We start from the raw sequence: 14,083 nt of genomic DNA on the forward strand, positions 1-14,083 counted from the left end.
TGTGGTAGACATCGATTCAATTCTGCAAAAATTTGAGCGTTTTGGTGTTCGTTTAGGCTTAGAAAGCATTCAGCAACTTCTAGCTGAATTGGAGAATCCCCATGAACGGGTGTCCATCGTCCATGTGGCCGGAAGCAACGGCAAAGGGTCAGTTTGTGCCTATCTTTCAGCCGTATTGACCGAAGCTGGCTACCGGGTAGGGCGCTACACCTCCCCCCATTTGGTGAGCTGGTGTGAGCGAATTTGCCTGAATGAACAACCGATTACACCCGATGAACTGGAAAACGTTCTCAATCAGGTAATTACTGCCATTCCATCGGGCAAACCCTCCCCCACCCAGTTTGAGGTGATCACTGCGGCAGCCTGGCTTTATTTCGCTCAACAAAAGGTGGATATTGCAGTGGTGGAAGTGGGGCTGGGAGGAAGGCTGGATGCGACAAATGTGTGCGATCGCCCCCCTGGTCAGTATCATCACCTCTATCAGCCGGGAACACTGGCAGCGCCTTGGCCCCACCCTGGCCGACATCGCCAGAGAAAAAGCTGGCATCTTGAAACCGGGGTGTCCTGCCGTGATTGGGCAACTTCCCCCCGAAGCTAAGGCTGTTATTGAACACCGAGTTGCAGAGTTGGGCTGTCCAGCCGTCTACCCAGAACCAGCAACCATGAAGCAGAATGCTCAGGAGTTAGAAGGGGAAGGGCGAAAGGGGAAAGGCGAAAGAAGGGATGGAGTGAAAGATAGCCCATCCCCCCATCTCCCCATCCCCCCATTCCCCCATTCCCCCGTCACTCCTACCTCTTTCCCCCATTGGGTGGAATCTCAAGGCATCCGTTACCCCCTTCCCCTGCCAGGCGAGATTCAACTCCACAATTCAGCACTGGCGATCGCAGCTTTGCAAATTCTCCGTCAGCAGGGCTGGAAAATTTCAGATGGTGCGATCGCCGATGGTATGGCAAAAAACCCGATGGCCAGGCCGCCTGCAATGGTTCACCTGGCGTGGGCACAAAATTCTGATTGATGGTGCCCACAATCCCGCCAGTGCAGAAGTGTTGCGGCAGTACATAGATAGTCTGATTAGAAAACAAAACCTGAAGAGTCAGGAGTGGGAAGAGGTAAAGCATCCCCATTTCCCATTCCCCATTCACTGGGTCATGGGCATGTTATCCACAAAGGATCATGCAGATATTCTGAAGGCATTGCTGAGAGAGGGCGATCGCCTCTATCTGGTGCCCGTTCCTGACCACAGTTCTGCTGACCCAGACGACCTCGCTCAACTGGCTCAAACCATTTGTCCCGATCTGGCAGATTGCCAAACCTATCCCCATGTGTTTTCTGCCCTGGAAACTGCAACGACTGCTGAGGAACCACTAGCCAAACCATCCCTCACCGTTCTCTGCGGCTCGCTCTACCTTATTGGGCACTTCTTCAAACAAAATGTCGGATTTTTTACCAGTTCTCGAAAATCAGCTTACAAATAATTGACGCTACAAGTAAGTGGACACAATTAAGTTGCAGATACAGTAGCAATTGTCTTAGGAGTGAGATTACCCCTCGCGTAACGCAATTGCTACCAGGGAAGGCGATCATTTATAATTGGAAGATCGTTTCACTCCCCCACCCCTCACCCTTTGCCCTGATTTGGGTGGCTACCGCTATAATTTTCTCCCGTCGCCCACCCCTATTGTTAGGGAATGGCTAAAGTTCCCAACTCTCCCTTGAAAGTTAGATATTCTAGGGGCTAGAGGACGTATAGACGGTTGAGTTCCCGGTCTACCTATGCTGACGCAAATTGTGCGCCCAATGGTGCAAACCCAGTTGAGGCTATTAGCTCATAGTCGAGCCACCCGTTCTACACTCATTTCGACGGTATCTCATTGGCTGGGCTTTTTGGGAGTCCGTGCTCAGGTGACTCAGTTGGAAGCTGGGAGTGGCAAAATCCGAATTGTCCTCACCGTTGACAAGCCTGAAGCCTGTGATCCCCAGGATTGGCAGCAAATTTTGTGCAATCTCAATCAGGGAGCATCGGAAGCCGATCTTTTTTCAACCGGGGCAACAAAATTTACGCCTCAACAACAAAGCAAAATGTGTCGCCTGCTGGCCTATCTGCTTCAAATTGGTAACCCAGACGAGCCGGTAGATTGGAATGTGATGTACCCACAATTGCAGGCCCTGGGGCTGGATGAATCGACCCTGATGGGGATTCGCTCTGCATTGAAAGTGCCGCAATCTTTGGAGAATCTGGTTGAAGGTTTGGATTCTGATGTGGCAGCAGTTGCTCTGCCTAAAGCTGTTAGCATTGCCATGCTGGATAAACAGGTTAATTCTTCTGAAGATCTGGCACTATCGACTCTGCTTAAAGTCATGAGAGAACAGCAAGACATGGCCAACTCTTCTCAAAATTGGAAGCACCTCAACGCCGATCAAGCTCGATAACCTTTTCGCTATTGCCGCCAAATGGCGTCTGCAACCCGGCAAACGTCCCTCATTGCCTGAACATCGTGCACCCGCAGGATATCAGTCATACCCGCGATCGCAGCGCAACAGGCCGCTGCCGTTCCCCAGACCCGTTGTTTAGGGTCTGGCTGTTCCAGAATATGCCCAATAAAGCTTTTGCGAGAGGGTCCCACCAGGATGGGGCAACCCAGGGATTGGAACTCTGGTAGACGACGCAGAATTTCCAGGTTCTGGTCGTAGGTTTTGGCAAAACCAATACCGGGATCAATGACCAGTTTGGATGGAGCGATCCCGTGGGCGATCGCAGCCTCTACCCGTTGTTTCAAAAATGACATGATTTCGCCAATCAGATCTTCATAGTCCGTCATCTGCTGCATCGTTTGAGGTGTTCCGCGGATGTGCATCAGAATCAGGGGAACGCCCAGTTCGGCTACTGCTGACAACATCGCCGGGTCATAGGTTGCACCAGAAATATCATTAACCACATCGGCTCCAGCGGCGATCGCCGCTCTTGCCACCGCTGCCCGCGTTGTGTCAATTGAAATGGGGATATCCATTTCCTGGCGAACTGCTTTGATCACCGGGATCACCCGATTTAATTCCTCGTCCAGTCCAATTTCAGCCGCCTGGGGGCGAGTTGACTGTCCCCCAATGTCCAGAATGTCGGTTCCTGAAGTAACCAGAAAGCGGGCTTGTGTCAGTGCGGCTTCTACAGTATTGAACTGGCCCCCATCGCTGAAACTGTCAGGGGTGACATTCAAAATACCCATGAGGTAAGTCCGTTTTCCCCAACGGAATTCGTGGTTCCTTAAGTTCCAACTGGATGGGGGAGAAGATTCAGTCACCATAACGTTTGATCGAACAACCGCTATTCTCACCAGTTTTTTCAGTGAAATTGCTGAACTTTTCAATACCACTGATTAATTTTTTAATTTTTCTATCTTCCCAGTTCGCCAATGGGGTGAGAATACGGAAAAATTCTGGGAACTCTAATTTTAGAGTTATTTAACGTTCATAAATAGTTTTTGTGAACAAGGGGGGTGGGGATTTCGCCTCCACGCAGGGGTTCCACCCTGCACCCCGTTCAAATCTCAAAAAAGATCGCTATACCACTACTCGGTTTAAGCAAATCCATGAAGACAAATCTACTCCGTTTTTGTTCTTAAGGTGTGCATGGAGATGAATTTTTCCTTTTTTTGATGAATTCTCCGGACTCACTTGTTATAGAGTTGCTAGAGCTTTACAAAGGGAACTCCGTCCGATCGTCGAAAGGCGTCAGTCCCTGAAGCGTAAGCGTTGTAGTCATTCTGACTGGTGTCACGACATGCCATCTTCTAACCCCGCACTTCTGGATCTAAAGCTGTCGCCAGGTTGCTCAGGACATTGGCTTTAAGAAGGTGTGGGGGCTTCGCCCCCAGCCAGGGGTTCACCCCTGCACCCCGTCCTAAGCCTGGTGGCTATCGCTAATCACTCCGCAGCCATTTTGTTTGAGGGGATAATTCCTCGCCACTTCTAACAACTGAGGCTATTCATGAAAAACGTACTGAGGCAACTTTCGGGTCGAGGAATCCTGGTGGGTTTGTTTCTCGTTTTTACAGTGCCTTTTGTAGTAGTTGTCAATCACCTGGTTGCCGAAATCAACGTCAGTATTGATTTTGCAGCGAAAGAGCAAATGGGAGTGCGCTTCAACAGTTCTTTGCGCCACCTCTTAGAAGATATCATCGAGCATCAACGGCTTACCCTGGCAGTTCAAACCCATTCCAACTCAAAACCGCAACTATTGAGCAAACAGGCTGAAATTGATGCCAGAATCGCCCAGATCGAGTCCCTGGAGGAAGAACTGGGGACCCCGTTGCAAGCTCACCGCATCTGGAGCAACCTGGTTAGTCATTGGAAGCAGCTAAAGGAAGAAGTGCCTGCTTTTTCCAGGGGCACAGCGCTGCAACTTCATTTCATCCTGGTTAACGACCTGCTAGAGTTGATTGCCCATGTGGGGGATACCTCCAACCTGATTCTTGACCCCGACTTGGATACCTACTACCTCATGAATGCTGCGGTGAATCAGTTACCAGTGTTGATCGAAAGTTCTGCCCAGGCCAGGGAGTTGAGTCTAGAAACCACCCAACAAGGTGCGCTAGAGCTGGAAGAGCAGGTTCAACTCATTGGATTATCGAATGTACTGGAGTCTTCCCTAAAATCACTGACACGAGGGCGAGAGGTAGCTTTTAATTTCAACCCCCAGCTAGAAGCCGAACTGGCATCGGCCTATCAGGAAGTGAGTACCAGTAGCAAGAATTATTACCAAATTGTTCGTAAGATTGGAACTCAAAGTGGCTTCGTCAAGCCGAGTGAGGTGGCTTTGCTAGCCGATCGCGCGATCGCTAAGCAATTTCAACTTTATGATGCGGTATCTCCAGTACTCGATCGATTGCTTCAGGTTCGAATTGATAAACTCACTCAAAAGAGTGGACAGGTGCGAATCTTCGGCTTATTCGTCTTGCTATCGGTCATTGGAGTCTTCTCAGCCTTTGCTCGCAGTCTCACCCAACAAAACCGCGCCGACCAGCGACTCAATGTACAGTACGCAACCACTTGTGCCTTGGCGGAATCGAAAGATTTAGAAGAAGCTGCCCCGCTCATCCTCCAGGGCATTTGTGAAAGCCTGAAATGGGATTTGGGAGATCTCTGGCTGGTCAACCCTCAGGCGAACCGCCTGGAGTTCGTTCAAAGTTGGGGCACCGTTCCAGCCAAGCAATCTGAATTCGACACGGATAGCCATACTCTCACCTTTGCTCCTGGTGAGGGAATGAATGGGCAAGTCTGGAGTACGGGTGAACCGATCTGGATTGCTGATGTTAGAAAAGATAGCCGCTTCCTGCGGGGAGAAATGGCCGCTCGTGCGGGGCTTCATTCTGCTTTTGGTTTTCCCATCCGGGCAGGCGATCAGGTGGTAGGAGTCCTATCCTTCTTTAACCGCAGCATTCGAGAACCGGATACTAATCTGATTACCATGATGGCGACCGTTGGCAATCAAATCGGGCAGTTTATTAAACGCAAGCAGGCAGAAGCTACCCTGCGTCAACAGGAAGAATTACTTCGAGTTGCACTCAACGCCGCCAAAATGGGTGCATGGGATTGGAATATCGTTACAGGCGAAGAAAAATGGTCGGAGCAGGTCGCGGCTATTTTTGGTGTGGACTCTGACTCTTTTGTCCCTAACTACGAAGAATTTATTAAACGAGTTCATCCGAATGATCGGGAAAAGCTGGAGCAGGCTCAGGCTCAAACCTTGAAGCAGGGGACTGAATACAACGTCGAGTATCGTGTCATCTGGGATGATGGTAGCATTCACTGGGTAAACAGCCGTGGCAATGTAGTGCGCGACGCAGACGGCAACCCCATTCTCATGAGTGGGATCACGCTGGATATCAGCGATCGCAAACGCGCCGAGCTAGCTTTGAAACAGGCCGAAGAAAAGTATCGCAGTATCTTTGAAAATGCGGCTGATGGCATCTTTCAAACCACAGCCGAAGGCCGCTGCATCAGCGCTAATCCCGCCCTGGCAAGAATCTATGGCTACGATTCGCCTGAAGAACTGATCGCTACGCTCTCCAACCGTATTGCGAATCAAATATATGTAGATCCCGAACGGCGAGCAGAGTTCATTCATCTGATATCCGAATATGGGTTCATCAATGACTTTGAATCTCAAGTTTACCGCCGTGATGGCAGTATCATTTGGATTTCAGAAAATGCTCGAGCTGTGCGGGATGATGATGGCAATCTGCTCTACTACGAAGGGATTGTTAAAGATATCAGCGATCGCAAACAGGCTGCCGAAGAACTCTTCAAAGCCAAGGAAGCTGCCGAAGCTGCCAGCCGTGCCAAAAGCCAGTTTCTCGCCAACATGAGCCATGAACTGCGCACTCCGCTTAACGCCATCATTGGCTACAGCGAAATGTTGCAGGAAGACTCCCTCGACATGGGTTACGAGGATATCATTCCTGACCTGGAAAAAATTCATGGCGCAGGCAAACATCTGCTGGGGCTAATCAACGACATTCTGGATATTTCCAAAATTGAGGCGGGCAAAATGGATCTCTACCTGGAGAGATTCAGCATCACCGACATGATCGATGAAGTCAGAGCCACTATCCAGCCAATGGTTGAAAAGAATGGCAACATCCTTGTCATCCAGAATCTCATTGATCAAGAAACGATGTACGCTGACCTAACTAAAGTCCGCCAGACTCTGCTGAACCTGCTGAGCAATGCCAGTAAATTTACCGAGAATGGAATAATCACCTTGACTATCAAGACGAAGCAGGAGCCAGGAGCCATAGAGAAGGAAGAAGAAAGAGAAAAGGAACCAGGTGTTGACTCAGAACTCAAAACTCAGCACTCTCCTCTCCCCTCCTTCATCACCTTCACCGTCTCCGACACCGGCATTGGCATGACTGAAGATCAACTAAGCCGATTGTTTCAGGCTTTCACCCAGGCGGATGCATCTACCACCCGCAAGTACGGGGGAACCGGGCTGGGGCTGGTCATTAGCCGTCGGTTCTGTCAAATGATGGGGGGTGACATCAGTGTAGAAAGTGAACTCGGTAAGGGGTCTACCTTTACCATGCAGTTGCCGATACAAGTAAATGAACTAAATGAACGCAAACCTGCATCTACACCAACTTCAACCCCAACTTCAGTCTCAACCAAACCATTGGGAACCCCTCCCTCTAAAAATAAAAATGTGACCGTTCTGGTCATTGACGACGAACCCACTGTGCGAGACCTGCTGTCTCGCTACCTGATTAAGGAGGGCTTTCAGGTTGAGATGGCCTCCAACGGGCAAGAGGGGCTTCACCTTGCCAAAAAACTGCGCCCCGATGCGATTACCCTGGATGTAATGATGCCAGTAATAGATGGTTGGTCAGTTCTGTCAAGCCTGAAGGCAGACCCGGAACTGGCAGATATTCCAGTTATAGTTCTGACCATTGTGGATAACCAAAATTTGGGCTTTGCTCTGGGCGCAGCCGATTACTTGACCAAACCGGTTGACTACAAACGACTGGTTTCGGTTCTAGAGAAATACCAACCTGGAGTTACCGTTGATCTAGCCACACCCATTGGGCATGCTCTGATTATTGAGGATGATCCGGCTACCCGCAAAATGTTCCATCGCATTCTGGCGAAGGAAGGGTGGGCGATCACAGAGGCCGAAAATGGCCGGGTTGCCCTGGAGCGCGTTGCTGAAGCCAGGCCAGATCTGATTTTGCTAGACCTGATGATGCCCGAAATGGATGGCTTTCAGTTCATTCAAGAGCTGCGTACTCAACCGGAGTGGCGACAAATTCCTGTGGTTGTCGTAACTGCTATGGATCTTACCCCCGCCGCCCGCCTTCAACTCAACGGCTATGTCGAGCAAATTCTGGAAAAAGGAGCCTATAGCCGGGAAGACTTGTTGGGAGAGGTGCGTGATTTAGTACTCTCTTGCATTCGTCAAAACTCCCGCACAGTGGAGGAAGCTCATGGCTAAGATTCTGTTGGTTGAAGATAACGAAATGAACCGGGATATGCTCTCCCGTCGCTTGGAGCGCAAAGGACATCAGATTTTAATCGCGATCAATGGTGAGCAGGGCATCACTTTGGCATGTTTAGAATCTCCTGATTTAATCTTGATGGACATGAGCCTGCCCGTACTCGACGGCTGGGAAGCCACCCGTAAACTAAAAGCTATGCCCGAAACCCAGGCCATTCCTATCATTGCGCTGACAGCCCACGCGATGGCGGGCGATCGCGAAAAATGTATGGAAGCAGGTTGCGACGACTACGACACCAAACCAGTCGAATTTCCCCGACTGATGGGCAAGATTCAGGCATTCCTGGGCAAGGAGTAAACCCATGAACCCCATTCCTCATGTACTGGTTGCCGATGACGATGAGCCCAGTCGCATCTACTTTTCTCGTCAGCTGCGCCAGTACAACCTGAACGTAACCGCCATTGAGAATGGCAGTCAGGTCATCCGTTGGTTAAAAAAGCAACCCTTCGACCTGATTCTGTTGGACATTCTGATGCCGGAACTCAACGGCTTCCAGACCCTGGAGATGATTAAAACCGATCCTGACTTCAGTCACATTCCAGTAATCATGGTGTCTGGACTGGATGACCTGGATAGCCTCATCCGCTGCATTGAACTGGGTGCCGAAGATTACCTGTTTAAGCCCCTCAACCCGGTATTGCTGAAAGCTCGAATCAATGCTTGCCTGGAGCGAAAATGGCTGCGCGATCAGGAAAAGTCCTACCTGGAACAGCTTCAGGCAGAAAAAGCCGCTGCCGAAAGTGCCAATCGAGCAAAAAGTGTATTTCTGGCTAACATGAGCCATGAACTACGCACTCCGCTCAATGCCATCATTGGCTATAGCGAAATTCTGCGAGAAGACTTGCAGGAAACTAATGCCAGCCTTGTACCTGACCTCGACAAAATTCGTTCCTCCGGCAAACATCTGCTGGGGCTAATTAACGACATCCTGGACATATCCAAAATCGAAGCAGGCAAGATGGATCTTTACCTGGAGCACTTCGATATTCCATCTCTGATTCAGGAGATCGCCCAAACTACTCAGCCCTGGATCGAGAAAAACGGCTCCACCCTCAACGTTTACTGCGCCGAAGACCTGGGCACCATGTACACCGACCTGAGCAAGGTCCGTCAAATTTTGCTCAATTTACTCAGTAACGCTGCAAAGTTTACGGAGAAAGGAACGGTAAGGCTGGTAGTGGAAAGAAACCAGGAGGCAGGAGACAGGATTCAAGGGTCAGGGGTCAGGGATTGGGGATTAAGGGCTAGGAGCGGAGAAATTTCAATCACTCAAAATTCAAACCTCAAACCTCAAAACTCCCCCACTCCCCACATTACCTTCACCGTCTCCGATACAGGGATTGGAATTTCCCCTGGCCAGCAAGAAACTATCTTCGAGGCGTTCAATCAGGGGGATAACTCTTCCACCCGTAAGTATGGTGGAACTGGGCTGGGTTTGGCGCTTAGCCAGCGATTCTGCCAGATGTTGGGAGGGACGCTCTCGGTGGAAAGTACACCGGGGCAGGGTTCGACATTTACAGTTTCTCTGCCAGTGGATATGGTTGATCACCAGGTTACGACGGCACTGGCATCTGACGCGTCAGACTCTCCGCCTCAGATGGAGTCCGTTAACTTGCCAAACGGCGGGGGGTTGATTCTGGTGATTGATGATGATCGCACTGTGCGCGATTTGATGGTGAAAACCCTCAACCAGGAAGGCTTTCGCGTCGTGACAACTTGGTGCGGCGAAGAAGGCCGAAGGTTAGCACGAGAACTGCGCCCCTGCCTGATTTTACTCGACCTGATGATGCCAGAGGTGGATAGCTGGGCGGTCTTATCAGCCTTCAAATCTGATCCAGCCCTGGCTGAAATTCCAGTGGTCATGCTGGCGATCGCCAATGATCAGAGCATTGGGTTCACCCTTGGCATCTCTGATTATTTGACCCGACCCGCCGACTTCAAACGACTTGCCCTACTGCTCCACTCTTACCGTCCCGACGAATCCGGTGGAAAAATTCTGCTGCTTCAGGAAGATGCCACCACCCGTCAAATTATCCAGCGCCTGCTTGAAAAAGAAGGGTGGACGGTCGCGATCGCCGAGCCCACCCGTCCCGCCTTAGAAACGATTAATCAAGATCCTCCCGATCTGGTGCTACTCGACCTGATGCCTCCTGACCTGAAAAGTTTAGAATTTGTTGCAAATCTACGTCAACATGAGCAATTACACGACCTTCCCGTTGTTGTTATCACCGCTCAAGACATTTCTAAGGATGAGCGTCTCTGGCTAAACAGCTACATTGAAACCCTGTTCCAGCAGGGGGGCTATAGCCGGGAAAAATCATTGGTCGAGGTGCGCAAGTTGGTTACTACCTGCGCCCAGTCAAGGGTCTGCGTCTAACCAGAACCTACCTGTCAGGAGTTACCATTTCATGACCTTGCGTAAACGAACACTGCTCATTATTGGTGCAACGTTAATTGGTCTCAATGCTGTTCTCTACGGCATCTCCTCAACCCTGTTGTTGGGCAACTCGAAAAAGGCAGAAGATCAAGACACTCGCCAGATCATGAAGGGAGTTTTAAGCGTCTTTGCCCAGAATCTGGAGCAGTTCAACGAAAGCTTTAATGACTGGGCCATGTGGGATGATGCTTATCAGTTTGTGCAGGATGGCAACCAGGTATTCATCCAGTCCAACCTGATCGAGCCCCAACTGGCTTACCTGCGAGTCAACCTGATGATATTCATTAACACTTCAGGGAAGGTGATATTTGGTACCGGCTTTGACCTCAAAAGCGGCAAAGCGACCCCCATTCCAGCCGCTCTCAAACCTCACTTGGTCCGCAGTGATCCTTTGCTGCGGCACCTCTACCCTGCCAGCAACCTAAGCGGAATTTTGCTTCTGCCTGAAGGTCCCATGCTGATTGTCTCTCGCCCAATCTTAAACAGTGCTGGCAAAGGCCCAATCAAAGGTATTCTGATTGTCGGCCGCTACCTGGATAAAACCGAAGTCTATCGGTTTGCCAGGTTAACCCGATACCCGGTCTTCTTACAGGGAACCAATCAGACTACAATTCCCCCTGGTTTAAAGGCGGTTCAATCTGCTTTACAACCTGATCCGCCGATTCTGGTACAGGCACTAAATGATGAAACCATCGCTGGCTATGCCCTGCTCAATGATATTTATGGCAACCCAGCTTTGCTGATTCGGGCAGAAACATCCCGCACAATTTACCAGCAGGGGCAGGCAACTGTGCGCTTTCTTACCTGGACTATCTGGGTTGCGGGTCTAGTATTTGGTGGAGTGACCCTGTTAATACTGGAAAAGCTGGTTCTATCTCGCTTAAGCAGGCTTAGCAAGGAAGTCAGCGGAATTGGCATTGATGGAGATATATCTGGTCGCGTTTCAGCTGTGGGACAGGATGAACTGTCCAGACTGGGCGACAATATCAATGCCATGTTGAACGCTTTAGAAAAGTCCCAAAAAGAACGGCAACAGGCTGCGATCGAGCTTCAAAAAGCCAAAGATTCTGCGGAACAGGCAAGCAAGGCAAAAAGCCAGTTTCTTGCCAACATGAGCCATGAACTGCGGACTCCACTCAACGCCATCATTGGCTACAGCGAAATGCTCCAGGAAGATGCTGAAGACCTAGGGCACGATCACCTCATCCCCGACCTGGAAAAGATCAATGGCGCAGGTAAGCATCTCCTGGGGTTAATCAACGATATCCTCGACCTCTCAAAAATTGAGGCGGGCAAGATGGATCTCTACCTGGAGACGTTTGACATTGCCACTGCGATCGCCGAAACCGTCCACACCATCCAACCTCTCATTCAGAAAAACAACAACACTCTCATCGTTCAATGTCCTAATGACATAGGCACCATGCACGCCGACCTGACCAAAATTCGCCAGAACCTGTTCAATCTGCTAAGCAACGCCAGTAAATTTACCGAGAATGGAACAATAACGCTGACAGTAGAGAGGAGCCAGGAGCCAGAAGCCAGGGGGAAGGAAGAAGAAAGAGAAAAGAAAGAAGAAGAGAGAGGAAAGGAACCAGGTGTTGACTCAGGACTTAAAACTCAAAACTCAGCACTCTCCTCACCCCTCACCCCTCACCCCTCACCCCTCACCTCCTTCATCACTTTCACCGTCTCCGATACAGGCATCGGCATGACGGAAGACCAGATGAACAGGTTATTCCAGGCATTCACCCAAGCGGATGCATCCACCACCCGCAAGTATGGGGGAACCGGGTTGGGACTTGCCATTACCAAACGCTTCTGCCAGATGATGGGAGGTGATATTACTGCCGAAAGCGAACCCGGAAAGGGTTCTACCTTTACTATGGTGTTGCCTACACAAGTCATTGACCCAAAAGCTAGGTCAGACTCACCCCCTTCAACTGAAATGGTTTCTCAACCTCAACCCATTAGAGACAGCCTGGTTTTAGTGATTGACAATGACCCTACGGTGCATGACCTGATGTTGCGTTTCCTCAATAAGGAAGGGTTTCGGGTTGAAGTTGCCAGTTCTGGAATTGAAGGAGTTCAAAAAGCCAGAGAGAGCCGTCCCGATGCCATCATCCTAGATGTCATGATGCCTAGTATGGACGGTTGGGCAGTGCTTTCCATGCTGAAAGCCGACCCAGAACTTGCTAACATTCCGGTCATTATGTTGACAATGGTGGATGACAAAAAGGTTGGCTATGCGCTTGACGCATCGGACTACCTGACCAAGCCGGTTGACCGCAATCAGCTATCAACGGTTCTGAAGAAGTACCACTGCAAGAATCCGCCCTGCCCCATTTTGCTGGTAGAAGACGACCCCATTAACCGGGAACTGCTGCGACAAATGTTAGAGAAAGAAGAGTGGACTGTGATTGAAGCTCCAAATGGGCGGGTGGCATTAAATCTCCTGGAGAAAGAGTTGCCAGACTTGATTCTATTAGACTTGATGATGCCAGAAATGGACGGCTTTGGAGTCATTGCCGAACTGAAGAAACGACCAGAATGGCGTCTAATTCCAGTGATTGTGGTCACTGCAAGGGACATCACTCCAGAAGACCACCTGAAGTTGCAGGGTTCTGTTGAGCAGATTTTCCAGAAAGGGACATTTAGTCGTGAAGAACTACTTACTGAAGTTAGAAATTTGGTTTCCGCTTATGTTGACCACGAGACTTCCGCAAAAGGCTAGTGGTTCACCCAAGGAACTTTGCCTGGTTATCTAAACCCAGAAAAACAAATTTACAGGGTTTTGAAGGGTTGCAAACCCTTTAAGATCTGCTTGACAGACTACTATAGCTCTACGCAGCTGCGTTAGGACATTGGAATTAGAGAGGGAGCGGGGGCGAAGCCCCCAGCCAGGGGTGGAACACCTGCACTCCGTCCTAACCACAATGACTACCGCTATACCTGTGAACAGTCCCTGCTTGAATGCGATTGAGCCGAAGTAGATTCATGCCAAATAAACCATTGTAGAACCACAATGGATACTAAGCGCACAAGAAATTAAGACCAGAGTCTGTGACTATTTTGATTGTTCCTTGCTAGAACCCTTAGCAAAAAAGGGCTCCTAAAAATGCATTAGCAAGCAAGACTTGGCAGCACCGCAGAGTAAAAGCATTTTTGCAGCGTAGTCCCTGTTCGAGGGCAGCTTGTTGAGTTTCACTCAAGGGACACATGTATAGAGGGGGAAGCATCAGGGTTATGAGCCAGTGGAAAGTTACTCATCTAGAGTATCTTTGACTCCTGCTAATTGCATAATCGTTTCGGTGAAGTCGCAGGTCAGGATAGGCAAAGCAACGTGTGCCCATCTTCCTTAGTCTCTGGACGAACAAGGGTTTTGGGTAGACCTCAAGAGGTAATGATGAGCGGTGCTGGCCACCAACATTTCAAATTGAAAAATCATTATGATTTGAGCACTACCGGGTTTTGTTCGTGGCCATCAGACACGTCTTTGTTTGTAGTTTAAGTTAAGCACCCATCGGATTCATTAAAGCGAGTGCAAAGCCTGTCTTGCCGGGTGATCGCTTGGGTTACTTTGAGGAGGGGGGCCAC

9 protein-coding genes are annotated in these 14,083 nt (G+C 49.9%); 8 read left to right on the forward strand and 1 reads right to left on the reverse strand.

The window, feature by feature from the left end; all coding sequences use genetic code 11:
- Position 1 precedes the first annotated feature (1 nt).
- The 4 genes from P4D80_RS09005 to P4D80_RS09020 all read left to right on the forward strand — a co-directional run bounded on the left by P4D80_RS09005 (position 2) and on the right by P4D80_RS09020 (position 2,431).
- On the forward strand, positions 2–598 hold the full coding sequence (locus tag P4D80_RS09005; RefSeq protein ID WP_421658750.1) for a bifunctional folylpolyglutamate synthase/dihydrofolate synthase: 597 nt from the start codon (positions 2–4) through the stop codon (positions 596–598).
- Positions 570–1,016 carry a hypothetical protein gene (locus tag P4D80_RS09010; protein ID WP_421658752.1) on the forward strand — a complete coding sequence of 149 codons (447 nt, stop codon included), beginning with the start codon at positions 570–572 and terminating at the stop codon, positions 1,014–1,016. Before P4D80_RS09005 ends, P4D80_RS09010 begins: the two co-directional genes overlap by 29 nt.
- Positions 943–1,476, forward strand: coding sequence for a hypothetical protein (locus tag P4D80_RS09015; RefSeq protein WP_421658753.1), 534 nt, complete (start codon positions 943–945; stop codon positions 1,474–1,476). Before P4D80_RS09010 ends, P4D80_RS09015 begins: the two co-directional genes overlap by 74 nt.
- Before the next feature lie 298 nt (positions 1,477–1,774).
- Positions 1,775–2,431, forward strand: coding sequence for a hypothetical protein (locus P4D80_RS09020; protein ID WP_421658754.1), 657 nt, complete (start codon positions 1,775–1,777; stop codon positions 2,429–2,431).
- A gap of 8 nt (positions 2,432–2,439) precedes the next feature.
- Here P4D80_RS09020 and folP read toward each other — a convergent pair whose 3' ends face one another.
- Complete coding sequence (folP, locus tag P4D80_RS09025; protein WP_421658756.1) at positions 2,440–3,300, reverse strand: dihydropteroate synthase; 861 nt, start codon at positions 3,298–3,300, stop codon at positions 2,440–2,442.
- Positions 3,301–3,983: 683 nt separating this feature from the next.
- Here folP and P4D80_RS09030 point away from each other — a divergent pair.
- From P4D80_RS09030 to P4D80_RS09045, 4 genes are read left to right on the forward strand one after another with little or no spacing between them, the layout of a single operon-like run.
- Complete coding sequence (locus tag P4D80_RS09030) at positions 3,984–7,985, forward strand: response regulator (RefSeq protein WP_421658757.1); 4,002 nt, start codon at positions 3,984–3,986, stop codon at positions 7,983–7,985.
- Positions 7,978–8,346: a response regulator gene (locus P4D80_RS09035; RefSeq protein ID WP_421658758.1), complete on the forward strand. Its 369-nt coding sequence runs from the start codon at positions 7,978–7,980 to the stop codon at positions 8,344–8,346. The genes P4D80_RS09030 and P4D80_RS09035 overlap by 8 nt, the downstream gene beginning before the upstream one ends.
- A gap of 4 nt (positions 8,347–8,350) precedes the next feature.
- Positions 8,351–10,426: a response regulator gene (locus P4D80_RS09040; RefSeq protein ID WP_421658759.1), complete on the forward strand. Its 2,076-nt coding sequence runs from the start codon at positions 8,351–8,353 to the stop codon at positions 10,424–10,426.
- Between the two features lie 31 nt (positions 10,427–10,457).
- Positions 10,458–13,220 (forward strand): response regulator, encoded by a 2,763-nt coding sequence (locus P4D80_RS09045; RefSeq protein ID WP_421658760.1) that lies wholly within the window; start codon positions 10,458–10,460, stop codon positions 13,218–13,220.
- Positions 13,221–14,083: the final 863 nt, after the last annotated feature.

Source organism: Leptothermofonsia sp. ETS-13 (assembly GCF_049200465.1).
In the GTDB taxonomy this organism is placed as follows: domain Bacteria; phylum Cyanobacteriota; class Cyanobacteriia; order Leptolyngbyales; family Leptolyngbyaceae; genus Leptothermofonsia.

Bases quoted from the DNA above. Each gene is read 5' to 3' on its own strand.
- P4D80_RS09015 (WP_421658753.1), top strand. From the start codon at position 943: ATGGTATGGCAAAAAACCCGATGGCCAGGCCGCCTGCAATGGTTCACC.
- P4D80_RS09045 (WP_421658760.1), top strand. From the start codon at position 10,458: ATGACCTTGCGTAAACGAACACTGCTCATTATTGGTGCAACGTTAATT.
- P4D80_RS09020 (WP_421658754.1), top strand. From the start codon at position 1,775: ATGCTGACGCAAATTGTGCGCCCAATGGTGCAAACCCAGTTGAGGCTA.
- folP (WP_421658756.1), bottom strand. From the start codon at position 3,300: ATGGTGACTGAATCTTCTCCCCCATCCAGTTGGAACTTAAGGAACCAC.
- P4D80_RS09040 (WP_421658759.1), top strand. From the start codon at position 8,351: ATGAACCCCATTCCTCATGTACTGGTTGCCGATGACGATGAGCCCAGT.
- P4D80_RS09030 (WP_421658757.1), top strand. From the start codon at position 3,984: ATGAAAAACGTACTGAGGCAACTTTCGGGTCGAGGAATCCTGGTGGGT.
- P4D80_RS09035 (WP_421658758.1), top strand. From the start codon at position 7,978: ATGGCTAAGATTCTGTTGGTTGAAGATAACGAAATGAACCGGGATATG.